The 23,444-nt window shown below is 30.0% G+C and carries 31 protein-coding genes and 1 tRNA gene; 16 read left to right on the top strand and 16 right to left on the bottom strand.

Features of this window, described 5'->3' with window-relative positions; genetic code table 11:
• The first annotated feature begins 122 nt into the window (after positions 1-122).
• Positions 123-254, top strand: coding sequence for a hypothetical protein (locus EW14_RS10655; RefSeq protein ID WP_255347393.1), 132 nt, complete (start codon positions 123-125; stop codon positions 252-254).
• A 65-nt stretch (positions 255-319) separates the two neighbouring features.
• Here EW14_RS10655 and EW14_RS10425 read toward each other — a convergent pair whose 3' ends face one another.
• Positions 320-490 carry a hypothetical protein gene (locus EW14_RS10425; RefSeq protein WP_197049573.1) on the bottom strand — a complete coding sequence of 57 codons (171 nt, stop codon included), beginning with the start codon at positions 488-490 and terminating at the stop codon, positions 320-322.
• 94 nt (positions 491-584) lie between these two features.
• On the bottom strand, positions 585-680 hold the full coding sequence (locus EW14_RS10580) for a hypothetical protein (RefSeq protein WP_369794268.1): 96 nt from the start codon (positions 678-680) through the stop codon (positions 585-587).
• A gap of 295 nt (positions 681-975) precedes the next feature.
• Between EW14_RS10580 and EW14_RS10650 the strand changes: the two genes are divergently transcribed.
• Complete coding sequence (locus EW14_RS10650) at positions 976-1,110, top strand: hypothetical protein (protein ID WP_012008254.1); 135 nt, start codon at positions 976-978, stop codon at positions 1,108-1,110.
• 196 nt (positions 1,111-1,306) lie between these two features.
• Here EW14_RS10650 and EW14_RS07860 read toward each other — a convergent pair whose 3' ends face one another.
• Positions 1,307-2,179 (bottom strand): EamA family transporter, encoded by an 873-nt coding sequence (locus tag EW14_RS07860; RefSeq protein WP_042850923.1) that lies wholly within the window; start codon positions 2,177-2,179, stop codon positions 1,307-1,309.
• A gap of 142 nt (positions 2,180-2,321) precedes the next feature.
• Positions 2,322-2,558 carry a hypothetical protein gene (locus EW14_RS07855; protein WP_042850922.1) on the bottom strand — a complete coding sequence of 79 codons (237 nt, stop codon included), beginning with the start codon at positions 2,556-2,558 and terminating at the stop codon, positions 2,322-2,324.
• Positions 2,559-2,743: 185 nt separating this feature from the next.
• Here EW14_RS07855 and EW14_RS07850 point away from each other — a divergent pair, with 185 nt between their 5' ends.
• The 6 genes from EW14_RS07850 to EW14_RS07830 all read left to right on the top strand — a co-directional run bounded on the left by EW14_RS07850 (position 2,744) and on the right by EW14_RS07830 (position 7,009).
• Positions 2,744-3,976, top strand: a complete 1,233-nt coding sequence (locus tag EW14_RS07850; protein ID WP_042850921.1) for an NAD(P)/FAD-dependent oxidoreductase — start codon at positions 2,744-2,746, stop codon at positions 3,974-3,976.
• 147 nt (positions 3,977-4,123) lie between these two features.
• The gene (locus EW14_RS07845; RefSeq protein ID WP_042850920.1) at positions 4,124-4,873 is read left to right on the top strand and encodes a GAF domain-containing protein; all 750 of its coding nucleotides are present in this window, start codon (positions 4,124-4,126) and stop codon (positions 4,871-4,873) included.
• Positions 4,874-4,961: 88 nt separating this feature from the next.
• On the top strand, positions 4,962-5,447 hold the full coding sequence (locus EW14_RS07840; RefSeq protein ID WP_042850919.1) for a DUF2214 family protein: 486 nt from the start codon (positions 4,962-4,964) through the stop codon (positions 5,445-5,447).
• Complete coding sequence (locus EW14_RS07835; protein ID WP_042850918.1) at positions 5,444-5,980, top strand: DUF1643 domain-containing protein; 537 nt, start codon at positions 5,444-5,446, stop codon at positions 5,978-5,980. Before EW14_RS07840 ends, EW14_RS07835 begins: the two co-directional genes overlap by 4 nt.
• An 82-nt stretch (positions 5,981-6,062) precedes the next feature.
• The gene (locus tag EW14_RS10645; protein ID WP_255347392.1) at positions 6,063-6,191 is read left to right on the top strand and encodes a hypothetical protein; all 129 of its coding nucleotides are present in this window, start codon (positions 6,063-6,065) and stop codon (positions 6,189-6,191) included.
• A gap of 86 nt (positions 6,192-6,277) precedes the next feature.
• Positions 6,278-7,009 carry a pirin-like bicupin family protein gene (locus tag EW14_RS07830; RefSeq protein ID WP_071840810.1) on the top strand — a complete coding sequence of 244 codons (732 nt, stop codon included), beginning with the start codon at positions 6,278-6,280 and terminating at the stop codon, positions 7,007-7,009.
• Positions 7,010-7,023: 14 nt separating this feature from the next.
• Here the strand turns inward: EW14_RS07830 and EW14_RS07825 are convergent, their stop codons facing one another.
• Entirely contained in the window at positions 7,024-7,338 is a 315-nt protein-coding gene (locus EW14_RS07825) for a hypothetical protein (protein ID WP_042850917.1), read from the bottom strand.
• Positions 7,339-7,439: 101 nt separating this feature from the next.
• Positions 7,440-8,855, bottom strand: coding sequence for a UDP-N-acetylmuramoyl-L-alanine--D-glutamate ligase (murD, locus tag EW14_RS07820; protein ID WP_042850916.1), 1,416 nt, complete (start codon positions 8,853-8,855; stop codon positions 7,440-7,442).
• 100 nt (positions 8,856-8,955) lie between these two features.
• Here murD and EW14_RS07815 point away from each other — a divergent pair, with 100 nt between their 5' ends.
• Complete coding sequence (locus EW14_RS07815; RefSeq protein WP_032521616.1) at positions 8,956-9,222, top strand: hypothetical protein; 267 nt, start codon at positions 8,956-8,958, stop codon at positions 9,220-9,222.
• Here the strand turns inward: EW14_RS07815 and EW14_RS07810 are convergent.
• Together EW14_RS07810 and EW14_RS07805 are read right to left on the bottom strand one after the other, a co-directional pair.
• Complete coding sequence (locus EW14_RS07810; RefSeq protein ID WP_042850915.1) at positions 9,217-10,146, bottom strand: oxidoreductase; 930 nt, start codon at positions 10,144-10,146, stop codon at positions 9,217-9,219. The two genes, EW14_RS07815 and EW14_RS07810, sit on opposite strands and share 6 nt — an antisense overlap.
• 96 nt (positions 10,147-10,242) lie before the next feature.
• Entirely contained in the window at positions 10,243-10,992 is a 750-nt protein-coding gene (locus EW14_RS07805) for an NAD-dependent DNA ligase (RefSeq protein WP_042850914.1), read from the bottom strand.
• Positions 10,993-11,269: 277 nt separating this feature from the next.
• Here EW14_RS07805 and EW14_RS07800 point away from each other — a divergent pair, with 277 nt between their 5' ends.
• Positions 11,270-12,424, top strand: coding sequence for an FAD-binding domain-containing protein (locus EW14_RS07800; RefSeq protein WP_042850913.1), 1,155 nt, complete (start codon positions 11,270-11,272; stop codon positions 12,422-12,424).
• A 135-nt stretch (positions 12,425-12,559) separates the two neighbouring features.
• Positions 12,560-13,111, top strand: coding sequence for a DoxX family protein (locus EW14_RS07795; RefSeq protein ID WP_042850912.1), 552 nt, complete (start codon positions 12,560-12,562; stop codon positions 13,109-13,111).
• A gap of 239 nt (positions 13,112-13,350) precedes the next feature.
• Here the strand turns inward: EW14_RS07795 and EW14_RS07790 are convergent, their stop codons facing one another.
• From EW14_RS07790 to EW14_RS07770, 5 genes are all read right to left on the bottom strand, one after another.
• Positions 13,351-13,902: a pyridoxamine 5'-phosphate oxidase family protein gene (locus tag EW14_RS07790; RefSeq protein WP_042850911.1), complete on the bottom strand. Its 552-nt coding sequence runs from the start codon at positions 13,900-13,902 to the stop codon at positions 13,351-13,353.
• Entirely contained in the window at positions 13,895-14,512 is a 618-nt protein-coding gene (locus EW14_RS07785) for an isoprenylcysteine carboxylmethyltransferase family protein (protein WP_042850910.1), read from the bottom strand. The genes EW14_RS07790 and EW14_RS07785 overlap by 8 nt, the downstream gene beginning before the upstream one ends.
• 67 nt (positions 14,513-14,579) lie before the next feature.
• Positions 14,580-14,651, bottom strand: a tRNA-Val gene (locus EW14_RS07780).
• Positions 14,652-14,700: 49 nt separating this feature from the next.
• Entirely contained in the window at positions 14,701-15,492 is a 792-nt protein-coding gene (locus tag EW14_RS07775; protein WP_042850909.1) for a photosystem II S4 domain protein, read from the bottom strand.
• Positions 15,493-16,059, bottom strand: coding sequence for a hypothetical protein (locus EW14_RS07770; RefSeq protein WP_042850908.1), 567 nt, complete (start codon positions 16,057-16,059; stop codon positions 15,493-15,495).
• 99 nt (positions 16,060-16,158) lie between these two features.
• Between EW14_RS07770 and serA the strand changes: the two genes are divergently transcribed.
• The 4 genes from serA to EW14_RS07750 all read left to right on the top strand — a co-directional run bounded on the left by serA (position 16,159) and on the right by EW14_RS07750 (position 19,555).
• Positions 16,159-17,745, top strand: coding sequence for a phosphoglycerate dehydrogenase (gene serA / locus EW14_RS07765; protein ID WP_042850907.1), 1,587 nt, complete (start codon positions 16,159-16,161; stop codon positions 17,743-17,745).
• 18 nt (positions 17,746-17,763) lie between these two features.
• Positions 17,764-18,675 carry a 50S ribosomal protein L11 methyltransferase gene (gene prmA, locus EW14_RS07760; protein ID WP_042850906.1) on the top strand — a complete coding sequence of 304 codons (912 nt, stop codon included), beginning with the start codon at positions 17,764-17,766 and terminating at the stop codon, positions 18,673-18,675.
• Positions 18,676-18,809: 134 nt separating this feature from the next.
• The gene (locus EW14_RS07755; protein WP_011376994.1) at positions 18,810-19,109 is read left to right on the top strand and encodes a ferredoxin; all 300 of its coding nucleotides are present in this window, start codon (positions 18,810-18,812) and stop codon (positions 19,107-19,109) included.
• A 77-nt stretch (positions 19,110-19,186) separates the two neighbouring features.
• On the top strand, positions 19,187-19,555 hold the full coding sequence (locus tag EW14_RS07750) for a hypothetical protein (RefSeq protein ID WP_042850905.1): 369 nt from the start codon (positions 19,187-19,189) through the stop codon (positions 19,553-19,555).
• 9 nt (positions 19,556-19,564) lie between these two features.
• Here the strand turns inward: EW14_RS07750 and EW14_RS07745 are convergent, their stop codons facing one another.
• Both EW14_RS07745 and rnz read right to left on the bottom strand, forming a co-directional pair.
• Complete coding sequence (locus tag EW14_RS07745) at positions 19,565-20,125, bottom strand: pentapeptide repeat-containing protein (RefSeq protein WP_081925757.1); 561 nt, start codon at positions 20,123-20,125, stop codon at positions 19,565-19,567.
• 74 nt (positions 20,126-20,199) lie between these two features.
• Positions 20,200-21,138, bottom strand: coding sequence for a ribonuclease Z (gene rnz, locus EW14_RS07740; RefSeq protein ID WP_042850903.1), 939 nt, complete (start codon positions 21,136-21,138; stop codon positions 20,200-20,202).
• 89 nt (positions 21,139-21,227) lie between these two features.
• Here rnz and EW14_RS07735 point away from each other — a divergent pair, with 89 nt between their 5' ends.
• Complete coding sequence (locus EW14_RS07735; protein WP_042850901.1) at positions 21,228-22,403, top strand: SpoIID/LytB domain-containing protein; 1,176 nt, start codon at positions 21,228-21,230, stop codon at positions 22,401-22,403.
• A 3-nt stretch (positions 22,404-22,406) separates the two neighbouring features.
• Here the strand turns inward: EW14_RS07735 and truB are convergent, their stop codons facing one another.
• The gene (truB, locus tag EW14_RS07730; RefSeq protein WP_042850900.1) at positions 22,407-23,324 is read right to left on the bottom strand and encodes a tRNA pseudouridine(55) synthase TruB; all 918 of its coding nucleotides are present in this window, start codon (positions 23,322-23,324) and stop codon (positions 22,407-22,409) included.
• Positions 23,325-23,444: the final 120 nt, after the last annotated feature.

Here is a 23,444-nt window from a genome sequence, read left to right as displayed (position 1 = left end):
ATTGAACCTAATGAGAAACTGATAATGACATAATGAATCGCGCAATTGTTATTTTTTATACTTAACAATAATTGTACAATTCTGATTCAAAAACTATTATTTATCTTGATTTTATAAATTCTATGTTTTCTTTCACTTTTGATCCTTTGGCTGCAATATTTGGTATATCAGGAATTGTAGGCTTCTTTTTCTTTGTTTCTGCTGCTAAGGAAACTTCCAGCATAAATACAAAACCAAAAAAAGAATTAGATTAGAACTTATTCTGTCAGAAAACTAAATTGAAATTTTAAATTTAGTGTTTAAAAAGGCTTGTTAATTATTACTTATTCCATTGTTTAGAAATAAACTCAAGAAAATCTTCTAGATCCTCTTCAGGACAATTCGTTTCTTTTTGTAAATCAATGCAAATTTGCTTAATATTTTCAAAGGCCTTTTTTACTATTTCGTTTTTTTCGATAACCTCAAAATATTCTTGATCGGTAAAAGGCATAATATTAGTTTCCCTTTTGAAAATTATTTATTAACCATATTTTATCTGCATTGACTTAACAGTAAAGAAAGAAAAAATCTTTTTTTTAATTTAGCTACCCAATCGATAAATTTTTTTTAATACTTTTGGTTACCTCCCATTTGAAGTAAAGTCCAGCAGGAAACTCAACTAGATCTCCAGCTTTAATCACGAATATGTCTCCGTTTCGGGTACTTATTTTCGCTTGACCTTCAATAACTAAGCTAATTTACTTATCATCGTAATTCCATTGAAATTAGCTTGGCTCACATTCCTAAATAAGCCAACTCTTTATTCCATACTGAATTATTAAGCTTGCACTATAGGGGGAAGATATCAGAACATTCAAGAAATACTTCGGATGTGTTTTTTTATTTTACAAATAAAGAAAATTTTATTTTCGAGAATGTGTATTTCTTTACTATCTTTTATTTTTTTTCGTTTATCATAGAAAAAATTTCTAATTTATGGATGAGCTTTCTGTATTGTCAATTTCGCTATCTATAGCTTCTCTAGGGATATTTTTTTTATTTTTTGCTTCAAATGATGATGATGACCAAGATGGAGGTAAGTTGATTAAATCATTAGAAAGAATTAATTAATTCTAAGTAAATAAAATATTTAATAGAGATTTATAACCTATAAAGCCTGCATAAATGCAGCTTAGAAAAATAAAATAAACTTCCAATGTGCCGATTCTTTTTTTCTTTAAAATTTTCATTTTTTTGAGTACTTATAGGGTAATTTTACTTAATCTGATTTCTATTAACATGAGTATTTTTTACATTAACTCAGTGATTAAAGAATTATTAATGTCAAGCCAAAAAATAAAAAACAAGTAAAAAATATTATTTTTTTGGTAATTTCTCTTTCCTCATTCTTAGCAAAAAATAAAGAAATTACTGGAGATGTGCTTAATAAAGCCCATCCTACTCCTATGGGAAGGGTTTTAAAAACAACTTGTTGTAGCAATATTCCTATATTTGTTCCAAGAAGTATTGAGAGCAAAAATCTTCTTTGTTGTTGTTTCTCTATGTTTTTCAAGAAAAAATTAATTCTAAAACCTTTTAGACTAACCAAAAAAATTATTGCACCTAATAATCTTATTTCAGTGGTAAGGAAAGGAGATAAATTGCTTTGAAGAAAAACCATCCTTGAAAAAAGACCTCCAAGAACAGCACATAAAACTGATAAAAAAGGAAAAGCAAAAATCTTAAAGTTATTTTTTTCTGAGAAAGTGGAGGTTCCTCCTTGAAAATCGTTACCTTTTTTGAGAATTATGAATAGCGAAATCGATACTATGATTATTCCAACCCAAGATTTAGTTGTTAAATTTTCATTAATAAAAATTTCCCCTGACAAAGCAGCCATTAACGGAGAAAGAGTTTCTATAGATAGAGTTTTTCTTGTGCCAATTGTTTGTAATGACTTTAGGTAGAAAGTATCACCTAAACCAATACCTATTATTCCACTAATTAGCAGGATTAATATGTATTTAAATTCAGTTGTAGAACTTAGATTGAAAAAAGTAGGTATAAAAATTAAAAAAGCTATTATATTTTTTATTAAATTAATATCTATTGATTTATATTTTTGAGTTTGTGAGCGCCAAATAAAGCATGCATATGTCCAAGATGTAGCAGCTCCAAAAGCAGAAAGGATTCCAATCAAAACGAATAATTTTTAAAAATTTTATTTTATAAATTGAGTAAATGCTAAAAAGAATACATAAATAAGAATCAAAATCCCAGGTAAGTACTGTATTAATGATTTGAAATTAATTTTTTTCATATTTACTTAAAAGAAACTTATTTTAAACAGTTTTTTTATTACTAGGGTACAAACTCTCTAATTTCTTTCTTCTTTTAACTTTCGCATTAATTCTTTCTTCTTTTTCTTTTTTCTTGATCTCATCATTTATCTTATTTTGTCTATATCCAAACCAAAGTAAAACCCAAATAACAGAAGTTATTAAAAGAAGAGCCGAATATTGACCAGTCATAGGAAAACTGGCCTCAGAATATTTAACGTAAGAAAATACTAGACTCATGTAATAAACTTAAAGCATAAAAATAACGACTGCGTTGATTTTTTTAGAAATTTAAAAATTATTGAATTGCAGCTATTTATTAAGTAGTTTTTAAGTTTTTTATTTCTTTTTTTATGGTTTTTGGAATAATTTTTCTTTATAACTCCTTGCTATTATCAGATTGAAGCATATTAAATAATCAGTTTTTGGAACCTTTTGATTTAGCAGTTGTAGGAGGCGGTGCAGCTGGTTTTATGACAGCAATAACTGCTGCTGAAAATGGAGTAAAAAAAATAATAATTCTTGAAGGCACTTCAAAACTTATGGAGAAAGTAAGGATTAGTGGAGGGGGGAGATGTAACGTCACTAATGCGACATGGATACCTAATGAACTAATTGAGAATTACCCCAGAGGTGGAATTAAGCTCTTGGAATCATTTAATCGTTTTGCTGCTGGAGATGTATATGATTGGTTTGAGAAAAAAGGGTTAAAATTAAAAATTGAGGAAGATCTGAGAGTATTCCCAGTGTCTAACTCTTCTTCGGATGTTATTGATTGTTTGAGAAAAAGTGCTTTATCAAAAAATGTAGAGATAATAACAAAATTTTTTGTAAAAGAAATTTCAAAAACTCCAGATAATATATTCAATATTTTTAGTCTTAAAAAAGCAAAGGTAACTTCAAAAAATATTATTCTTTCAACTGGAGGTAATCCAAGCGGATATAAATTAGCTCAAAATCTTGGACATAACATTGTTAAACCTGTACCATCGCTTTTTACTTTTGCTACAAAAGAACCAAATTTGGATGAATGTAGTGGGGTATCGATAAAGGGCATAGATATAGAAATTAAATTAAAAAATAAGAATTTTCAAAATAGAGGTGATTTACTGATAACACATTGGGGTTTTAGTGGACCAGTAGTATTAAAACTTTCATCAATTGCAGCAAGGGAACTTTATAGCCAAAAATATAAATTTAATCTAATCATTAAATGGTCTGCTTTAAGTTATGAGGAGTTAAAAGAAAAAGTTAACTATTTAAGATTAAATAAAGGTAAGGTGAATCTAATTAACAGTAGACCTGTTCCACTATTAACAAAAAGATTATGGATTTTTTTATTAAATAAAATAGGTATTGAAAAAGAGAAAAAGTGGGGTGATTTACTGGCGGATGAAAGAGAGAAAATGATAAATATTCTAATGAAGGATAAATATATAATTTCGGGCAAAGGACAATTTGGAGAGGAATTTGTTACTTCTGGAGGCGTAAAAATTAATGAAGTCAATTTTAAAAGTATGGAGAGCTTAATTTGTCCAGGATTATTTTTTTCAGGAGAAGTTTTAGATGTTGATGGGATCACAGGTGGTTTTAATTTTCAACATTGTTGGACAAGTGGATGGATCGCTGGGATGGCAGTCTCAAAGCTCAAACATTAAGTAACAAATCAATTAAATAACAAATCAATAAGTAACAAATCAATAAGTAACAAATCAATAAGTTTATCTTTTTTTTATTAAGTATTAAACGGAAAAAGTTTTTTGAAGAAGCTTTAATTTTAAAGTTTTAATTATTGGTGAAGATTAATGCAGAATCTTGTATCAAAAAAAGAAGAAGAAGAAAGAAGATTAAAAGCTTTAGCAGAATATAGGATTTTGGGAACTAAGCCAGAATCATGTTATGACGATATTACAAAAATTGCTGCTACAACCTGTAATGTGCCTATTTCTTTAATGACTTTGGTAGACAAAGATAAACAATGGTTTAAATCCAAAATAGGACTTCAAATATCAGAAACTAAAAGAGATTGGTCTTTTTGTACACATGCAATAAAAGAAAATAGTCCATTAATTATTCATGATGCTTTCCAAGATGAAAGATTTATAAATAATCCATTGGTAACTGGAGATCCAAAGATTCGTTTTTATGCAGGTTTTCCCCTTAGAAATAGTGATGGTAATAAGCTTGGAACTCTTTGTGTAATAGATAGAAAGCCAGGAAATTTAACTACACAACAATTTAATATTATGGAATTATTATCCAAGCAAATAGTTTCATTTTTAGAGCTTAGAAAAAAGTCATTAAATTTGCTAGATGCATTATCTAATTTGCATAAACAGGAAGGGATTTTATCTGTATGTTCATATTGCAGAGAAGTGAAAAATAAGGAGGGCGATTGGATGCATTTAGAAAAATATCTTTCGAAAATTAGTGATATTAGATTCAGTCATGGGGTTTGTGATAATTGTATGGAAAAACATTTCCCAGATGTAATAGAAGTATGGAATAAAAAGGATTTTTTTGAAGATGGTCAAAAAAGGTTTTTAGAGTCCTAGATTTAATACCTTGCTTTTCATTGTTAAATCTATTTTCTAAACAAATTATTTATTTGGTGGTTAGTATTGTATAAAATTTGACTAGAAAATGTTATTCGGAACGCTATTTACAGGTGAAATTGCTAAAAGTGCATTAGTAGCATATGTTCATTATTTAGGAATTATTTTGTGTTTCGGTTCTCTTTTATTTGAAAGATTGACTCTCAAAGTAGGTCTTAATAGGAATGAGACGATCTCAATGATAATTGCAGACTTAGTTTATGGTTTGGCAGGAGTTGCAATATTAGTTACTGGAATTTTGCGTGTTAAGTATTTTGGTCAAGGAGGTGATTTCTATACAGGTAATCCTGTGTTTTGGATAAAGGTTTCTCTTTACATTCTGGTAGGATTACTTTCTTTATACCCAACAACAACCTATATCTTATGGGCCATTCCATTAAGTAAGAATAAATTACCTGAAATATCTGAGAATCTAGTTAAGAGGTTCAGACTAATCATTACTACTGAACTAGTAGGCTTTGCAACAATACCGTTATTTGCCACTCTTATGGCTAGAGGTGTAGGTTTAGGTTGAAAAATTTATTTCTAGAAAGAAATTGTTTAATAAGTGCTAACAAACTATATAGATGGAGTTTAAGTTATAAGATTTCTAAATCTACAAAGGAAATTATTTTTATTGGTTTAAATCCCTCATTATCGGATCAAGTTTTCTTAGATAATACAACAAAAAAGATAATCAAAATTTCGAAAAACAATAATTATGGCAAAGTAAAGTTAATCAATCTATTTGCTCTGATTTCAAGCAAACCAGAAAAACTTTTTAATCACAAAAATCCTGTGGGTCATCTAAACAATAATCATATTAATAAAAACTTAAAACACTGGTCTGAAAATAAAAATTGTGATTTATGGATAGGTTGGGGTAACAAAGGAAAATTTCTGAATAGAAATAAAAAAATATCAAAAAAAATAATGCAATATAACTCAATTAGGAAAAATAATTTTGATAATCCTCTTGGACCGCTTTTAATTAAAAAAACAATCAAAGATAATCCAATACATCCTCTATACTGTTCTGATAATTCCATCCTCCAATCTTATTTTTAGGTAGTAGGGCTCAAGTGCAAAACCGTATTTTTAGCTATTCCATTAAATATGTGTTAACTTCTATTTGTTAAGTTAACCTTATATGAAAATTTCAAAGCAACTAAATAAATTAAAAAATTTGAATGTTGAGGCAGAAAAATGTTCTACGAGAGAAGAAGCAAAAAAAATAATTATTAAAGCAAATAAAGCACAAAATAAAATCAACAAATAAATAAAAAGTAATTTAACTTATTCATAATTTATAATTTTCAAAATATTTAATTTACACAAATACACCATATTTATTTCTTAGTATTTATGTCTTTGAAAATAATTAAAATAAGGAAATCTCACGAAAGATTTAGATCGACTAGAGAATGGCTAAATTCGATGCATTCATTTTCTTTCGCAGAGCATAGAGATCCAAAATGGGATAATTTTGGGAAAATTAGAGTTATAAACGAAGATATTATTTCTCCTAATGCAGGATTTAATACACATTCTCATGCAAATATGGAAATAATTACTGTCGTAACAAAAGGAGCAATAACTCATAGAGACTCTTTAAATAATCTTGGGAAAATCCACAAAGATGAAGTACAAGTTATGTCTGCAGGTACTGGAATCTCTCATAGCGAGAAGAATGAAGAAAATGAGACCTGTAAGTTGTTCCAGATTTGGATATACCCTCAAAAAGAAAATATCAACCCCCGATATGATCAAATTTCATTAAATGAAAAGTTGTGGGATAATCTTATTTTTAATTACAAAGACTTAAAAAATAATAAGCTTTTTCTAAATCAAAGTATCTCTATATGGCGTTGTAAATATAAGCCAATTAAAGAAAAAAAATTGCCATTAAAAATCGATAAATATAATTGGATACAAATAATAGAAGGTAATCTTTTATTAAAAAGTAAAGACTCTAATTCAAATATATGTCTCGAATCTGGAGATGGCATGGGTTTTGAAGTTAATTATTATGATGATGTCTATATAGATACTGAAAAAAAACTAGATTTTCTCTTATTTTCGATGCCTTCCTTGTAATTTATATGTTAATTTTACCCATCAAGTCCTTTATTAAATGCATTTAAGGCTTGCAAAGCCATATTAAGGTGAACTTCCATAGCACCAAGAGCAATTAAAGAATTCGGTGATTTATCTTTTAGTAAATTCTCTTTTCTTTTTGATAACTCGTTAACTACTTTCTTAGTTGAAGCTTCCCAAGTGTTTAATAACTCTTCAAATTCTCTTATTTCGGGACTTTCTATTTCTGCTAATTCATCAGAAAAATGAGAATCCTTTTGTGCCCTAAGCATTAAGTAACTTAATTTTTTATGACTTATTGCTTGAGGTAAATTGTTAGATTCACTCATTACTAGTAGTTAATTTATGGTTAAAATCTAACTAATTAAGTGAATATTTGCTAGTGGGGAGACGGTTGTGATGACCGACCTGATAAATACGAAATATTTTTTTAACAAAAAATGGATTTATTAACCTTTAATTTTTCACTTATTAGTTTCTTGAAATAATCTCCACGCTCTTCATAATTTTTAAATTGATCAAAACTAGAGCATGAAGGTGAGAATAATAATGTTCCAAACCTATTATTTTGTAAATAATGAAAAACAAAATTTAAAAGCTCTTTTAGTTCTGAAAATTCAAAAATATTTTTTTTAAATCCTTCATTAATAAGCGCCATTTTAAGGACTTTTGAGCTTTCTCCAAAAAGGAAAACACATTTAACTTTTTTCTTTAAAACTTTTATCCACTCACTATATTCATGCCCTTTTAATCTACCCCCAGCAATGATTATTATTTGACCTTCAATTGAATTAATTCCTGCAATAGATGAGTCAAAATTTGTAGCTTTACTATCATTAATTATTTCCAGATCATTATTTTTATAAATTGTTTCCATCCTATGGGGTAATTGTTTGTAATTAGATAAAGAATCTTTAATCTTCTTCCCAGATAATCCAACTTTTCTAGCTGCTGCAATTACCAATAAAAGATTTTGAAGATTATGCATTCCTTTTAAAGAAAAATGTTCAAGTTTGAATAATTTCTTTCCTCTCTCAACAATGTATGCTTGATCATCTATCCAATAATCGCATTGAATAAAATTTGATTTATCGAAACTAGTTGTTATCCAAACCCCACTTGATAGCGAAGTGTAGTGATTTCTTAGATTTTTATCGTCATAATTATAAATTCTAAAATCAGATTTTTCTAGCAAGCTTTTTTTTATGTTGAAATAGTTTTCAAGTGTTTTATGTCTTTCAAGATGATCTTCTGTGAAGGTTGTCCATATTCCAATATTAGGTTTTACTTCTGGAGATATTTCTATTTGATAACTGCTTAATTCAGCTACAACCCAATCAATTTTTTCATCTTTTTTGGAGTGAGCATATTTACATAAAGGTGTACCAATATTTCCAGCAAAAGGAGCATATAATCCAGTATCACAGAGTATATGGCTTAGTAGATGAGTAACAGTAGTCTTGCCATTAGTGCCAGTAATACCTATCCAATTTGTGTCTTTTAAAATTTCCCATGCAACATTAATTTCTCCAATTACTTTAATTCCCTTTTTTTTTAATTCAATAATAGTTTTATGGTTATAAGGTATTGATGGACTTACAACAACAGATTCGATCTCTTTCACAAAAGGTTGAATTTCTTCAAATACAAATTCTTTATTCAGATAAACTAGTATATTAAGCTCTTCTAATTCTGTTTTTCTTTCTAAGAATTCTATCCCATCTTTACTTTCCCAAACAATTACTCTCTTATTGATGCTTCTCAAATACTTGGCAGCCCAAAATCCAGATTTACCTAATCCAATTATAAGATTAATATTTCCTTTACTAGAATGATTATCTATCATTAAATTTATAATTGCATTTATATTAATTGTGTTTAAGAGGTAATTCAATCATGAGATCTTTCTTCAGTATTTATAGTATTTGCCAAAGAAAAGTTAATTAATGGAAGAAAATACTGCAAAATATTGGTTCTCTTGGTTTTATGAAAAGTGGGAGAAAAATGCTCCAGGTGAATTAATTGAAAAGGGTTTAACTCCGTCTCAGATTGCTGAGCGCTTTGTTAATGAAAACCATGATAGTTTTATTAAATTGTCAAAAAAAATTGATGAAAAAAATTATGATGCTTTAACAGAATTTATGAAACTCTCAGAAAGTGAATTACATATCTTGAAGTATTTTCTAAAGTTAGTAAAAATGAAAAATTTATAAGAAGTCACTAAGTATTTCGAGGCTTTTTTCCCATAAATTTTTTCTTTCTTTTTTATTCATAGCGAAAGGAGAAGTAGGAGATAGTTTTGGATGACCTCTGAAATTAAATCTAGGACCATAATGTTCACCGCCTCTTGCATCTGGTGAAGTAGCTGCAAAAAGTTGAGGTAAAGCACCCATCTCAGCAGTTTGAAAAATTGGACTAAATAATTCCAAGGAGAAAATTTCTAATGGACTAGGGTTAGGTTTTTGAGCAGTAAAGAGATTTGTTTTTGCAATTCCTGGATGAGCAGCTAAAGAAAGTATATTTTTGTGCTTTAAGTTTTCATTTAGTTCCAAAGCAAACATTACATTTGCCAATTTGCTATTGGAGTAAGATTCCCATTTGTTGTAATAGTTCTCAGCTTTAAGATTTTCCCAACCAACTTTGCCAAAAAATTGTGCACCAGAAGTAACCGTCACTATTCTAGATTCTTCTTTTTTTTCAATAATTGGAAGTAGCTTTAGGGTCAAAAGCATGTGGGCTAGATGATTAACTGCAAATTGTATTTCATATCCCTGGGCACTAAGAGTTTTAGGCGGATGCATAATGCCTGCATTATTAATTAGTAAATCCAAATTTTCAAAATTATCAAAAATTTTGGACTGAACTTCAACAATATTTTTTAAATCTGAAAAATCTAATTCTAAAGGTGTAAATAATCCTTCAGGATTAAGACCTTTAAGTTTTTTGATAGTTTGATTAGCTTTTTCAAGGGATCTACAAGCTATAACAACATGAGCATTTTTTTCTGCTAAGGCCTTTGCAGTGAAGTATCCAAGACCACTATTCGCACCAGTAATTAGCGCTGTTTTGCCTATAAGGTTTGGAATATTAGATGTTGCCCAGTTAGAAATTTTAGGTCTTGAAATAGTGGCAGTCATTTAGTAATCCTGCAAATTGCTTTGGAATTTAATTATTATCCACTGTAAATACCGGAAGTCAGTATCGTGAGATCTTTATGAAGGTAATATTTAATTTTATTTTTCAATTGCATATTGCCATTCGTTATTTTGAGATAAACTTTTCTCTCTAATTAACTGTAATTTCCTACTATTTATTTTTATAACTATCCCATTAGTTGGATATTTCGCAAATATTTTTTTCTCTAACCAATTTTTTTTATATATTTGGATTTCGCTTGTATGATTTGTGAAGTAACTGTCAGGGGTACTGAAGCCACATTTTTTAAGATAGTTAAGGGTTTCGTATTGATTAAGTCTTCCATTAAGTATTTGGAAACAGCAAAAGCGGAGACTTTCTCCAATCTCTTTCTTATCATTGAGGTATTTTCTTGTAATTCTTTGGGAAATACCGGCAACTTTGTTTGTAGCGTATAGTTCACCTCTAATTTGAAAATCTCGTTTGATAGGAATACAATCGGGGACATTTTTAATTTGTTTAATTTTGCTTGAGACATCAAATCCTTTTTTTGTAATAGCTTTATTAAACTTGCCATCTATATATCTAATTGCAATAGCACATCCATCAATTTTTGGTTGAATACTTAATCTAGTTTTTGTTAATAAACTTTCCAAAAATTCTTTATAGTTTTCTTTGGCTAATTTTGGCAAAAGTTTATTATTTTTTTGATTAAAGTAGTTATGCTCTTGATCAACAGTAATAAAGAGCTTTTCAAGTTGCTTAAATGCATCATCCGAAATTATGCCTTCACCTATTCTGTATTGTTCATCAAGATACTTAACATCTCTCACTAATAAATTATTCATAATAATTTTGATAAATATTTAAAAATCTTTTAGAAAAAATCATTTAAATAAAGATTTGAAAATTAAAATTAGATCTAAAAAGTAATTGACCACTAAATATCCTCCTACGCAGAGAGCAATTTAAGAGTATAAAATGTACTTGTCAGGCGTTTAAATTAAATACTGCAATCAAACATATTTACTTAAAAGTGAAATACAAAATTTTAATAATTAATTTGCAGGCAAATTTTTGAAATTTCTATCAATACAAAAAAAAATTTTTTAAAGTTATGAGAAAATGTCATTTTTATTAAAAGCTCAAAATACCTGGGAAAATTTTGCGAAATACAAAATTGATGATTATGCAAAATTAAGAAATTTTGATTTTGGGCCCAATAACGAAAGTTCGGTTTCAAAATTATCGCCTTTTATTACCCATAGAATTTTATCGGAATATGATCTGATCTTTGATATTAAAAGTAAGTACAAAATCAAAAATTCAACTAAGTTTGTTGAAGAAATATTTTGGAGAGTTTACTGGAGAGGGTGGATGGAAAATAGACCTAAAGTTTGGAGAAATTTTATTTCAGAAAACAATCTCGATTTTGATTATGAGCTATATGAAAGTGCAATTAATGGCAATACAGAATTAGATTTTTTTAATTCTTGGGTCCATGAATTAAAGCAGTACAACTATTTGCATAACCATACAAGAATGTGGTTTGCGAGTACTTGGATATTTAATTTAGGCCTCCCATGGCAATTGGGAGCAAAGTTTTTCTTTAAATATCTTTTTGATGGAGATGCTTCATCTAATCTCCTTAGCTGGAGATGGGTCGGAGGATTGCAAACGAAGGGAAAACAATATCTTTTTTCATCATCAAACCTCAGAAAGTTTTCAAATAATAGATTTAATGTAGAAAAAATAAGTAATAAACAAATTTTTCTTGAAGAATCTAATCAAACACCATTTGAAGATCAGATTTATAAAAATGATATGGATCCTAAATCAGATAATCTGATTATGTTTGAAAATGATCTGCACATTGCAACCCTTGAAAATTTACTTCCAAGCTATAAAAAAGTATTTATTATCCTTTTAAAAAATGAACAAAGACAAATTAAATTGTCTGAATCTGTTTTGAAATTTAAACAAGACTTGGTCTCTGAATTTGTAGAGCAATTTGATAATGTTGAACAGCTTGATTCTTATTTACTGGAAAATACTTTTAAAAATACCAACGAAATAGACATTATTTATCCTGGAGTGGGAGAAAATTATGATTTCATAACTGAGTTTAAAAATTTAAACCATAAAAAAATTTTTAATCTTGTGAGGGATGAAGATTTATTTGCTTGGAAATTTGCTAAAAGAGGGTTTTTTAAATTTAAAGAAAATATTCCAAAAATAAATCAGAGAATATTAGAAAATTCTTCAAAAAATAATTTGTAACTTAGTTGAATTCCTGATCACAAAATAACCCTTTTAGTGAGTAAGTATAAATACTTATTTAGGTGCGACTTTTGCTCTTTAATCCACGATGGATACTGTGACTAGTTATTTTTACTTAAGGATAATTTTTTTATAGTGCTTTCAACAATTCTTACCAAGTCGTTTAGCAAAGATACTGCTTTATTAATTCTTAGAGTTATAACTGGAACTGTTCTTATTCATCACGGTTATGAGAAATTAGCAAATATAGAAAATTTCGCTGATGCTTTTGTAAGACCATTACATCTCCCATTCCCAATATTTTTATCATACATAGCGGCATTCTCAGAAATAGGTGGTAGTTGGTTGCTAATTATCGGCTTAGCCACAAGATTCGGAGCTTTGGCAATTGTTGGAACAATTTCTGTCGCTATATATCATGCACTGGTTACTTCAGGTTTTAATATTTTCTTACTAGAGCTTTTACTTTTGTATTTTGCTTCAGCAACTTCAATTGCATTAACAGGTCCCGGTAATTTCTCTTTAGATGAAGTCATTATCAGAATTTTGAAATCAGAAGATGATGAGGAAATTGTACCCTCAACAAAAGCAAAACCTTCCAAACAAGTTGAAGTTAAAGAAGAAACAAGTAAAGGTGGCTTATTTCAATTTTTGCAAGCGAACATACTCTCAGATACTTCAAGCTAACTTTTTAGGATAAAGGTTATTGATTAGCTCTAACCTTTTTCGATAACTGTTTCTCTTCTCAAGTTTTATCTTAATTGTTGCTTCAGAAAGACTTATAAATAGCCCTATAGCTGTCACCCAAGATAAAAAAATAAAAGGGTTTTCTGGAATTTCGGAGAAATTCATATGAATAATACTTCTTTTTTAAAACTGACTGATCACTATATGTTTTTCAACCTAAATATACAATTTAGAAATATTTAAGGATTAATTTCAACTTTTTCCCATTTCTTAATCTTTTCCCAAAGATATCGTTTATGAACAGGCTGTTCTAATTTAAGAAGATCTACTGAATCGATTTCAAAATTTAAAACTACAAAATTTTCTGACTTGGGTAGATTGGATAATGTTTCATAAGTAGATTGGACTTTTGGGTTTATTTTCTCTCCAGGAGATCCCCAAAACCAAGAAGATTTTGATTTTTCTGATAATAAATCCCAATAATTTTTGTTATCACTTAATTCATGTATTTTTCCTTTGAATCTATATTGTGATTTGCTTTTCAAAAAGAACCATAATATTTCTGCATTATGGTTAGATTTTAAATGCCCAATTTTTTCACTTCTTCTATCTGTAAAAATAATCATTGAACTATCTTTATGCCATCCTCTGAAAACAACTGTTCTTAATCTTGGCTCATTTTCTTCGCTGACTGTTGCAAGCTGTATCCATCTATTAGAGGGTGATTTGCCCTCTTTTTTTCTAGAAGATTTTAAATCTTGCCTCCAACTGGGTAAGTTGTTATCAGGCATTTAATTTAGGCAATATAAGACCACTTTTCTTTTTGTATTCTTCGAATGAATCATATTTTGAGAGCGATTTATCTTTTTTTATCATTCTTGGTAGAAAAACTATAGAGAAAAATATTGCAAGAATTACTAATGGTATGAAACTCATTGAAAGTATCGCGAATGATAGATAAATTAGTATTTCTCCTAGATAATTTGTATTCCTTATATTTTTGAAAAATCCTTCTTTAATTAGATCTTTTTTTAATTTAAGAGAAAAATATTTTTGGGCATCACTAGCAAAGTGTAGAAACACACCAATTATATTTATAGATACAGATGCAGCTATTACGATATTTGGAACAGATTTCTGAGATGAGATAAGAATGTAGGGAGCTACCCAGTAACTTCCAAGAAAAATAAAACCAGTAACTGAAGTTAAAAAATTGATTTTTTCTTTAAAATAAGGATCTGGGAATATCTTTTCTTTTAGAAGCCAAAGTAATCCATAAGTACCATGCAGAGCTAAATAAACGAAGGGAGCGATCGTAAAATTATCAAAAAAAATCATAAGACCTATCACTACAAATGCAGTGAGACCTTTATGTAGATTAATTATCTGATTAAGTTTCATCTTTTTTAATAATCTAAAAAATGAAATTATTTTCTGTGGATATAACCTAGGTCGTCAAAAGTTTTAATGGGCGATACTGGATTCGAACCAGTGGCCACTACCGTGTCGAGGTAGTGCTCTACCACTGAGCTAATCGCCCCAATTGAGGAATTTTTAATTCCCCTTATAAGAAAATAGCAGGTTGCGTTTCATTTTCTAAGTAATTTAACTTTCCATCGTTCTCTTTTGGTCATTTCTAAATTTAGAATTTCGATAAATCCTTTATTTTCAAGTTCTAATTTGTCGCCAATTTTTAAATTGATTGTTGGCTTATTAACTTTGCTTCCATTTAATCTGAGCATTCCATTTTCTATCCTTTCAATGATTTTGGTTCGTGATACCCTAAAGCCAGCTGAAGCTATAGCATCTAATCTTGTTGAAGCTTCTACTGTATTGACAAGTTTTTTTGATCTTCCAGAAGGTATTTGTAATTCATCTATATCTACTACATTAACTTTTACTTTTACGTCTCTTAAATAAAAAATCTTTTCATCTAGATGCGTAATATCTGAATTATCAATTATCCCTTGTGCTCCCCTATCGCCAATAGTCCATATATCACCAACTTTTATTTGATTAACCCCATTTTCAATTAAGAGGGATCTAAAGTCGTCTTGTGTAGCATTATCAAATAAAAAATTTCCATTAATTTTTATCCCTTGAGCTGGAAAATTACTTTTTAGCGCATGCTCTTCAGGAATATTATCTCCTCTAAAGCAAGCTATCCTAGATCTTTGAGAAGAGGAGAATCCTCCATAAATAAAAAATTTGAAATCATTTAAATTTTTAAAATCTTTTAAAATCTCTTCGCAAACATAAGTTGAATTAAACCCAGTCCAATAAGTTTCCCAGTGTTTGTAAGCTAAGTTAGCAATATTTATTAATTCCTCAGTTTCTTTTTTGTAGTTTGAATTTATTAAGATCTCTTTTAAGTCAATCATTTAGCCTTCTAAAAAAATTATATCTTTTGCTTCTGATTGTTTTATCAAAGCCCATGGTAATTCAGCTCCAATTTGATTTTCAAGTAGAACAAGCCATTTACCCTCTTTATTGAAATTAATGATTGATCTTAACTCTTTGTTTCTATTAATGTTGATACTTGCAGAAGAAACAATGCTTCCTAAATATCCTGAACCCATTCCTAAAAGACCTCCAATTAATGATTCCCCGATGTTATTTAAACCAAGAAAGCTGAAGGTAGATAAATTTGTCATATTAGAAAAAGCTATTCCAGCTATAAACCCAAATGGCATTAGCCATCTACTCATATCTTGTTGTCTGATCTTTCTATCAAGTTTAGGATTTAAAATTCTTATATCTTCAAAATTTTGAGATTTGAATAAGACATTTGCTTTCGCATTGAGCAATTCTGTTTCGTCTGATGATATTTTCTCACTTATTGGTGGGATCAAAATAGCTTCAGAGAGCATTACTGATTTTTCTTTGAAAACATTAAATAGCTGGATACATTTATCAATGTCTTCAAATATCACAATACTTTTAGTCAAATTTCAATCCTCAAATGTTTGTGTGTTATTCAAATTAATAAAATAAGATACATACACTATAGATTAAGTTAAAGTAAAAGATTAAAGAACCAATCTTAAATGACAAAAGTTCTCATTACAGATCCAATTGATCAAACAGGAATCGATATTCTTTCACAAGTTGCTCAGGTTGATCAGAAGATAGGAATCTCAGACTCCGAGTTAGCTTCCATTATTAAGGATTATGATGCTTTAATGATTCGCTCTGGTACTCAAGTGACTGAAGAAATTATTAACTCTTCAAGTAAACTGAGAATCATTGGGAGAGCAGGAGTTGGAGTCGATAATGTAGATGTTAAGGCTGCTACGCAAAAAGGAGTTCTTGTTGTTAATTCTCCAGGGGGTAACACAATAGCTGCGGCTGAACACACTATAGCTATGATGTTGGCCTTATCTAGACATATTCCAATTGCTAATAGTAGTACTTTGTTAGGTAAATGGGAGAGAAAGAAATTCGTTGGGAATGAGCTTTACAAGAAAAAATTAGGTGTAGTAGGTTTAGGGAAAATTGGTGCTCATGTAGCAAAAGTTGCTAATGCATTAGGAATGGAAGTTTGCGGATATGATCCCTTTGTTTCAACTGAAAGAGCTCAACAAATCCAAGTTAAACTGTCTGATCTAGAAGATTTATTCCAACAATCCGATTATGTAACTTTGCATTTACCTCGCACACCAGAGACAGAGAATTTAGTAAATATGGAGGTGCTTAAAAGTATGAAAAGTAGCGCAAAATTAATTAATTGTGCTCGAGGAGGATTAATTGACGAAAATGCATTAGCAGAAGCTTTAAATAAATCATTGATCGGAGGAGCCGCAATAGATGTCTTTTCTAAAGAACCTTTGGAATCTAATTCACCACTTTTGAAGGTTGAAAAAAATCTTATTCTTACTCCTCACTTAGGAGCATCTACTCGGGAAGCGCAGGAAAATGTGGCTGTTGATGTTGCAGAACAAATCAGAGATGTTTTGCTTGGTTTATCCGCTAGAACTGCAGTAAATATCCCAGGTTTGAGCCCTGACATTATGGATAGTCTAAAACCTCATTTGCAGTTAGCTGAAACAATGGGTCTGCTTATAAGCCAGCTTTCAGGAGGACAAATACAGAAATTAGAAGTAAAGCTTCAAGGCGAATTCGTTCAACATCCTTCCCAGCCATTAATAATAGCTAGTCTAAAAGGCCTTCTAAGTAAAGCTTTGGGAGATAGGATCAATTATGTGAATGCTTCCTTAGAAGCAGATTCTAGGGGCATTACAGTGGTCGAGAGTAAAGATGAGGCAAGACCTGAATTTGCTAGTGGATCACTTCAATTAACCACATATGGAGATAATGGAGACCATAGCGTAGCAGGAAGCATTTTTGCAGATGGGGAATTAAGGATTATTAGTATTGATCAATATCCTGTTAATGTATCGCCAAGTAGATATATGTTGGTTACTAGGCATAGAGACATGCCAGGCATTATTGGAAAACTTGGATCTTTATTGGGTAGCAACAATGTAAATATTGCCTCAATGCAAGTTGGGCGAAAAATTGTTAGAGGAGAAGCCGTTATGGTTCTAAGTATTGATGATCCAATTCCTAATAAGTTGCTTGATACCATTATTGAAGTTGAGGGAATTACCAATGCTAATCCAGTTACTCTATAAAGAGACTTTCCCTATTACATGGAAATTAAAGATTGGTATAAACTAACTTTCCAGATAGAAAGTGATTCAGAAGAAATTATTATTTGGAAATTAAATGAGCTGGGAATATTTAGTTTTTCATTTGAATATTTAATTAAAAATGAAAATAAAAAAGAGGTTAATATATGGCTTCCAATTGATGATTGGGGCGAGGGTTCTAGAAGTAGTTTTGAAAAAATAATTAGCAAACTTTTGAACATTAATACCCCTAAGAATCAATTTTTTGACTGGAGTATTATTAAAGAGGAGGATTGGTTGACAAGTTGGAAAAAATATTGGGAGCCTGAATTAGTAGGAAATCATTTTTTAATATTGCCTTGTTGGATAAACCTAAATGAAAAATATAAAGATAAACAAATCATAAAAATTGATCCTGGAGCAGCCTTTGGTACAGGAAGCCACCCTTCAACTTATCTTTGTTTGGAAAAAATGGAGAATATTTTATTTTCGGATAAAAAGGTATTAGATATTGGAAGTGGTAGCGGGATTTTAAGTGTGGCTGCAAGATTGCTTGGCGCTAAGGAGGTTTATGCAGTTGATAATGATTATTTAGCTATAAATTCAACTAACTCTAATTTTCAACTAAATTTTGGTAATTTAAAAAAATTAAATACACATTTGGGATCTTTTAATGAAGTAATTTTAAAAAATCAACTCAAACAATTTGATTTTGTCTTATGCAATATTCTTGCTGAAGTAATAAAAGAAATGATTCCAAATATTTATAAGTGCTTGAGAAACAAAGGGGAAGTCATTCTCAGTGGAATTCTGAATTCACAAAAAGATGAAATTATAAAAATATTAATTCAGAATGACTTGAAATTATTGGATGTATCCACTAGAAAAGATTGGGCATGCATTTATGCTCAAAAAAACGGTGATCCAATCTAAGTATAAGTTTTTCTTATGGATACTCTTTAATACATTTTATTGTGTCATTTATTACTTCAAAATCTCCCATATCGACTAAATCGATGTTAAAAATGTATTTAAAAGGTATTAATTACCAACAACTTTTTATTTAAATGGCTTCTTACAAAGTTACACTCATCAGCGAAGGTGAAGGTCTCAATTCAACTATTGAAGTACCTGATGACCAGTACATCCTAGATGCGGCTGAAGAACAAGGTATTGACCTTCCATATTCCTGCAGAGCTGGAGCATGTTCAACATGTGCTGGAAAAGTTACTTCAGGTAGTGTTGACCAATCAGATCAAAGTTTCTTGGATGATGATCAACTAGAAGCTGGTTTTGTTCTTACATGTGTTGCTTATCCAACATCTGACGTAACAATTACAACTCATGCTGAGGAAGAATTGTATTAATTATAAAAAATTATCTTTTCTAAGTTGATTATTCATTATTTCTCTGCCACCCTCTATGAAGGTGGCTTTTTTTGTGAATGAATAAATTTGAATTCTTCAAGACTGGCAGTGTTCAATCAAGTTATGGAGGTCAGTATAGTTATAAGGTAATTGGACCATGTTGCAGACTTTATGATAGGGAAGAGTTACCTTGGCCTTGCTCAAGGCTTGCTTGGAGAAGTAAGGAGCCTAGTTGGAGAAGAATAGGCTCTAGGTTCGTTGCTGATATGGCTTCAAGAAAATGCCCGTCTTACTCAGTTCAGATTTTAGAACCTGGATCAAAGCCTGTTGAGACTGTTATAACTCTTTTTTCAAAGAAATTTTCTTCTGATATACAAGAATGGTGGTATAGCAAAAAACCAGACTCAAAAGAGCCTGGTAATATCTTCCCTTCAGGAGTTAATTAGCTTTAAATATTATGCTTTTGGCTTTGGAGGCATGTAACCTTTTAAGCCAGTGCATTCAAGACTATCAATGGTATTAACTCCAGTTTGTGAGTTAGTTCCACTAGCTCTTTCACATAATGATTTTCTCTGAGAAAGATCAAGATTTGCATCAGTAAAGTCTGCTCCATCAATAATTGCTCCATCAAACACACTTTTCATTAGCTCACCATTAGTAAGATTTGCATCTGTAAAATCAGCGTTATCAAAGCGTGTTGCATATGCAATGAGGTCCGTCATATTGGCTCCTTTAAAGCTAGAGTTTTTTGCAGTTGTTACGCTCATATATGCGCCTTGAAGATTAGCTTCTCCTAAATCTTGGTTAGATAAATCATATTTAACATATTCTGTATTATGAAGGTCTGCACCGTGAAGATCATCTTTTAGTACGTCAACTGATGAGGGATCACTAGGATAGAGTGCGTTTACAGAGATTGGATTAATAAGTAAACCAATAACTAATGGAAGAAAAATAAATAGTCTTTTACAAGACTTATGTAGTGATGAAAAAATAGAGACCATTTCGATCGACATCAATATAGAAAACCTATGACTATTATTCCATGGGTTGGTCATTTGCGACCCTTCTTCTCACGAACTGTTGCAGTTTATTTTATTTCTGCCGTTAGAAAATCTTTTGCAAGCTCTGTATTTGGAAAAACTTTTTGAGCTTCTTTAAGCAAATCGCTTGGCGTAATTGTATTTTTGTTGGTGTATCTTGGACTAAAATGAGTAATAATTAATTTTTTTGTGTTGGATAATAATGCTGTTTTGGCAGCCATGATTGTTGTGGAATGTAATTTTTCGTAGGCCATGCTTTCATCCACCTCTGAAAAAGTCGATTCATGTACTAGTAAATCGGCATTTTTTGATAGTGAAACAGCTGATTCGCTAAAGACTGTATCTGTGCAATAAACAAAACTTTTACCCTTTCTAGGAGGTCCACAGAATTCTTTACCATCAAATGTCCTGCCATCCGCTAAAACGACTTTTTTACCTTGTTGCAGTTCTGAATAAATTGGTCCAGGTGCTATTTTTAGAGACTCAGCTTTTTTGATATCAAATATACCTGGCTTATCTTTTTCACTAACGCGGTAACCATAAGCGGGTATTTTATGTTTAAGGAATGCGCAATTTACTTTTATTTTGTTGTTTTCAAATAGAATTTTATTTTCTGATGCAAAATTTTCAACCTCCACAAAATGCAATGGGAAAGACAATTTGCAAAAACTACTTTTGAGTGCAGAATTTATAAAAATTCGTAACTCTGAAGGACCGTAAATTTCAATGCCTTTACTATTTCCTGATAAACCTAAGGTAGCTAAAAGTCCAGGCAAACCATAAATATGATCTCCATGCATATGTGTAATAAATATTTTCTTGATTTGTGAAGATTTAATATTGCTTTTCATTATTTGATGTTGTGTTCCTTCACCACAATCGAAAAGCCAAACTTCTGATGACTGTGATAATTTAAGTGCTAGGGAAGACACATTTCTCGTTAAGGATGGTACTCCTGAGCTTGTTCCTAAGAAGGTGATATTCACTTATTTATGATATTTTTATTTTTATATCTGGATTAAATCTAGACTTTTAGTCAAACTTAGGCAAATTAAGCATTTGTTTTTTAAACAAAGTGATACTTAAATTTAAAAATTTCTATAGTAAGTATTGGCTGGTTACTATTTTATTTATTTGTGTTTTTCAGAGTGAAAGTGTTTTTGCATCTAGAGAGCCAATAATTAGAGTTTTGATATCAAAAAATAACAATTTAAGGATTAGATCAGATGGATCAATTCCTTTAACCATAGAGGGGGATTTTTTTTCAAGTAAAAAAATAAAAGGTTTAACCTTGAAAAATGAGAAAAATAGAAAAATTTTATATTTTGATAAAAATAAACAAAAAAAATATGACTTAAAAAGTAATCAACAATTTAAAGTTAGATCTTCTGATGGAAGAGGTATTTGGGTAGGTCAGAAGAGATTTTCCGGGAAGCTTAATCTCTTTGTACTTGATTCTGAAATATTGGTAGTGAATATTTTAGGAATAGAAAAATACCTAAGTAGTGTAGTGGGTTCAGAAATGCCAACAAAATGGCCTATTGAAGCATTAAAGGCACAAGCGATTGCCTCAAGAACTTATGCTTTAAAGAAAAAGGGAAATAATTTATTTGATATAGATTCAACCCAGAAAAATCAAGTCTACAATGGCTTGGAATCAAGAACTTATAAAACTATCAGAGCCGTTAAAAGTACAAGATCTTTGGTTTTAACGTATAAAAATAAATTAATTAATGCTTTGTTTCATAGCAGCTCAGGCGGAATGACAGAAAATAGTCAAGATGTCTGGAAAAATAAATATCCATATTTATCAAGTGTGAAAGATTTTGATAAAAATAGTCCAAAATTTAGATGGCAAAAAAAAATTTCGAGTAATGAATTATTAAATTTATTTCCAAAGCTTGGAGGTTTAAAAAATATAGAGATTCAGGATATTACTAGTACAGGGAGGGTAAAAAATTTAAAACTTATTGGAGCTTATGGTTCTGATCAAATATCTGGGGTAGATTTTAGAAAAAGATTAGGTCTGAAAAGTAATTTTATCAGATTTAAATTTTTTGAGGAAGAATTAAACAATAATACTCCTCAAAAGAAAGGGTTGATAGTTTTTGGACAAGGATCAGGTCATGGAGTCGGAATGAGTCAGTGGGGGGCTAAATATCTGGCGTCTAGAGGCCAAAAAGCTGAAAGAATATTAAAGCATTTTTATAAGGGTGTGCAGATTAAACCTTTTAGAAAAGATTACCTATAGAAGTTATTTAGCATTAAGGACTAATTTTGGATTTATATTAGATTGCTCTTCATTTAAGAAACCTATCCCAAGTAGTATTTGTTTTTTATCTATTACTTTTATGGGTTTTTTGTAGTCAAAAGATTTGTTTTCCTGGAAGTAATTAATATCAACTCTAATTGCTCTTCCTGTTTGCCAAAAATTGATTTGTTCTTCGGTACTTAAGACAAATGATGAAATGTGATTAAGAGCAGAAAGTGTTGGAATAATGAAATTTTTCGAGTTTTTTTTATCTTTTTCGATATCAGATATTTTTATCGAGTTTTGTTCATCAAAGCCACAAGCTGAAATTCTTTTTAGTTGTAGAAGGCAACCCTCGGAATTAAGAATTTCTCCTAAATCTCTTGCAATTGCTCTTATGTATGTGCCAGCTGAACATTTGATTTTTATTTCTATGATTCCGTTAATTTGGTCCCATTTCATTAAAGTAAGTTCGTCTATTTTTACTTCTCTTGGTGCTAATTCAAAAACTTCGTTTCTGAAAGATTTCTTATAAGCTCTCTCACCATTAACGTGCACACTAGATACTTTCGGCGGGATTTGTTTAATAATTCCTCTAAATCTATTTAAGTATTGATCTAATTCTTCATCACTGATTTTGGGCCAACTTTTTTGATTAATTATTTCACCGTGAATATCATCAGTGTTAGTTCTTATCCCTAATTTAATTTGTCCTATGTATGTTTTACCTTGGGGGAGATATTGAATAAATCTTGTTGCATTGCCTATCGCAATTGGTAATATTCCTATAACTTCTGGATCAAGAGTTCCTGTGTGACCGACCTTTTTTGTATTTAGTAACTTCCTTATTTGTTTAACACAATCATGTGAAGTACATCCTTTATCTTTATTAATTACTAAGAATCCATCTTTAGTTTCCATTTTATATATTAAGAATACTTTGAGAAAGATTTATAACCATCCTATGATTTTGATATTGGAAATTTAGAGAAAGAAATTGAAAAACAATAATTTTATTTTAAAAGAGTTTTTAGACAATGC

This window comes from Prochlorococcus sp. MIT 0604 (genome assembly GCF_000757845.1).
GTDB lineage: Bacteria > Cyanobacteriota > Cyanobacteriia > PCC-6307 > Cyanobiaceae > Prochlorococcus_A.
The sequence above is the reverse complement of the archived record's forward strand: the minus strand, read 5'-3'. Positions and strand labels throughout refer to the sequence as shown.

Bases quoted from the DNA above. Each gene is read 5' to 3' on its own strand.
- EW14_RS07815 (WP_032521616.1), top strand. From the start codon at position 8,956: ATGGAAGAAAATACTGCAAAATATTGGTTCTCTTGGTTTTATGAAAAG.
- EW14_RS07750 (WP_042850905.1), top strand. From the start codon at position 19,187: ATGAATAAATTTGAATTCTTCAAGACTGGCAGTGTTCAATCAAGTTAT.
- EW14_RS07845 (WP_042850920.1), top strand. From the start codon at position 4,124: ATGCAGAATCTTGTATCAAAAAAAGAAGAAGAAGAAAGAAGATTAAAA.
- EW14_RS07855 (WP_042850922.1), bottom strand. From the start codon at position 2,558: ATGAGTCTAGTATTTTCTTACGTTAAATATTCTGAGGCCAGTTTTCCT.
- truB (WP_042850900.1), bottom strand. From the start codon at position 23,324: ATGGAAACTAAAGATGGATTCTTAGTAATTAATAAAGATAAAGGATGT.
- EW14_RS07810 (WP_042850915.1), bottom strand. From the start codon at position 10,146: ATGACTGCCACTATTTCAAGACCTAAAATTTCTAACTGGGCAACATCT.
- EW14_RS07825 (WP_042850917.1), bottom strand. From the start codon at position 7,338: ATGAGTGAATCTAACAATTTACCTCAAGCAATAAGTCATAAAAAATTA.
- EW14_RS07755 (WP_011376994.1), top strand. From the start codon at position 18,810: ATGGCTTCTTACAAAGTTACACTCATCAGCGAAGGTGAAGGTCTCAAT.
- EW14_RS07840 (WP_042850919.1), top strand. From the start codon at position 4,962: ATGTTATTCGGAACGCTATTTACAGGTGAAATTGCTAAAAGTGCATTA.
- EW14_RS07805 (WP_042850914.1), bottom strand. From the start codon at position 10,992: ATGAATAATTTATTAGTGAGAGATGTTAAGTATCTTGATGAACAATAC.
- EW14_RS07745 (WP_081925757.1), bottom strand. From the start codon at position 20,125: ATGTCGATCGAAATGGTCTCTATTTTTTCATCACTACATAAGTCTTGT.
- EW14_RS07830 (WP_071840810.1), top strand. From the start codon at position 6,278: ATGTCTTTGAAAATAATTAAAATAAGGAAATCTCACGAAAGATTTAGA.
- EW14_RS07775 (WP_042850909.1), bottom strand. From the start codon at position 15,492: ATGATTGACTTAAAAGAGATCTTAATAAATTCAAACTACAAAAAAGAA.
- EW14_RS07785 (WP_042850910.1), bottom strand. From the start codon at position 14,512: ATGAAACTTAATCAGATAATTAATCTACATAAAGGTCTCACTGCATTT.
- EW14_RS07790 (WP_042850911.1), bottom strand. From the start codon at position 13,902: ATGCCTGATAACAACTTACCCAGTTGGAGGCAAGATTTAAAATCTTCT.
- murD (WP_042850916.1), bottom strand. From the start codon at position 8,855: ATGATAGATAATCATTCTAGTAAAGGAAATATTAATCTTATAATTGGA.
- EW14_RS07800 (WP_042850913.1), top strand. From the start codon at position 11,270: ATGTCATTTTTATTAAAAGCTCAAAATACCTGGGAAAATTTTGCGAAA.
- serA (WP_042850907.1), top strand. From the start codon at position 16,159: ATGACAAAAGTTCTCATTACAGATCCAATTGATCAAACAGGAATCGAT.
- EW14_RS10425 (WP_197049573.1), bottom strand. From the start codon at position 490: ATGCCTTTTACCGATCAAGAATATTTTGAGGTTATCGAAAAAAACGAA.
- prmA (WP_042850906.1), top strand. From the start codon at position 17,764: ATGGAAATTAAAGATTGGTATAAACTAACTTTCCAGATAGAAAGTGAT.
- EW14_RS10650 (WP_012008254.1), top strand. From the start codon at position 976: ATGGATGAGCTTTCTGTATTGTCAATTTCGCTATCTATAGCTTCTCTA.
- EW14_RS10645 (WP_255347392.1), top strand. From the start codon at position 6,063: ATGAAAATTTCAAAGCAACTAAATAAATTAAAAAATTTGAATGTTGAG.
- EW14_RS10655 (WP_255347393.1), top strand. From the start codon at position 123: ATGTTTTCTTTCACTTTTGATCCTTTGGCTGCAATATTTGGTATATCA.